The organism is Streptomyces minutiscleroticus (genome assembly GCF_014650875.1).
Lineage (GTDB): Bacteria > Actinomycetota > Actinomycetes > Streptomycetales > Streptomycetaceae > Streptomyces > Streptomyces minutiscleroticus.
In genome coordinates this window covers 1-1,174 of record NZ_BMVU01000208.1, presented here as the reverse complement: position 1 = coordinate 1,174, position 1,174 = coordinate 1, and the positions used below count along the sequence as shown (strand labels likewise).

Here is a 1,174-nt window from a genome sequence, read left to right as displayed (position 1 = left end):
GCAGGAGCCGCGCTGTTCTCTCCTGCCTTCTGCGTACGGCACGGGCCCGGTGACCTGCACTGAGGTACTCCGTGGAGGGGGCCGGGGCGTCCACGGCCAGGCGGTGCGGGTGCCGTAGCCGACAGGGCCCTGTTTCGCGGATGGTGTTCACGACCCGTGCGGCGGGAGCGTGGAAGGCGGTGAGGTCGCCTCGGCCGGCCTTCGCTCGCGTCCCGGCTCGCAGCAGGGCCACACGTCTCGGACCGAGGCCGCGGGTCCGGTCCGTCCGACGGGGCGGACCGGACCCGCGGCATCTGCCTGTCGCGCCCGGTCCCTAAGTGCGGCGGCCGAACAGCCGCCGCGGCCGTGCAGCCGCTTGCGCCTCCTCCTGCGCGGCCCGGGCCTCGGCCAGCTCCCGCGCGCACGTGGCGCAGCGCTCGCCCATCTGGAAGTCAGGGCGGGGGTGGAGGAGGCGGCCGCATCCGGGTGGGCTGTCGAGGAACTCCACGAATCACGGCGATGGCGCTGCTGGAGAGCCGGGACCCGGTGCTGCGGCCCGAGGAACGCACCCATCGCACGTACTACCTGCACCCCTACATCGCCTCCTACGCCTCCCAGGAAGGGCTGCGAGAGGCCATCCAAGATGCTGCCGAGCGGATCGAGGACGGTGAGCTTCCCGAGATCAGCGCGCCGCTGTACGAGGCCGCCCCGCCCAAGCGCCCGCCCCGGGCGCTCAAGTCGGTCCGGGCAGCGGGCTAGGCCGGTCCGCCCCGCTGGCGCGGCGCCGCTTCCCTGGGCCAGGAGGAGAACGGTGCCGCTTTCGTTCGCGGCGCCTGTGCGAGCCGGTGCTGCTGCGCACCGGCGAGGCGGGAACGATGCTCTGGCTGCGGCCCGCCACGGGCGCGACAGGCCTGCTGGAGCGGCTGAAGGGGGCGGCACGCACGGATGATCTTCACCGACCATGCCGGGTTCCGGGCCGGTGCACTGGCGCGATCATGGTTTGAGCGCGGGGTGGGGCCCCGTCCAGCCGGTGGCGGCCACCACCTCCCGTGCGATGTCGACGACGAGCCGTCCGTCCGTCACCACGCGCACGGTCTTTGCGGGGGCCCGCTGGTCCAGGAGCCGTGCCTTGCGGGCACTTCCTTGCAGTTCCTGCTCCAGCTCTGAGCCGAGCTCTCGCCCCACCAGCCGCTGG

General features: G+C 73.6%; 1 protein-coding gene and 1 pseudogene. One reads left to right on the top strand and one right to left on the bottom strand.

The window, feature by feature from the left end; all coding sequences use genetic code 11:
* Positions 1-498 precede the first annotated feature (498 nt).
* Entirely contained in the window at positions 499-738 is a 240-nt protein-coding gene (locus IE271_RS41020; RefSeq protein WP_190195493.1) for a hypothetical protein, read from the top strand.
* A gap of 234 nt (positions 739-972) precedes the next feature.
* Here IE271_RS41020 and IE271_RS41015 read toward each other — a convergent pair.
* Positions 973-1,174: pseudogene (locus IE271_RS41015) on the bottom strand (hypothetical protein); the annotation flags it as partial.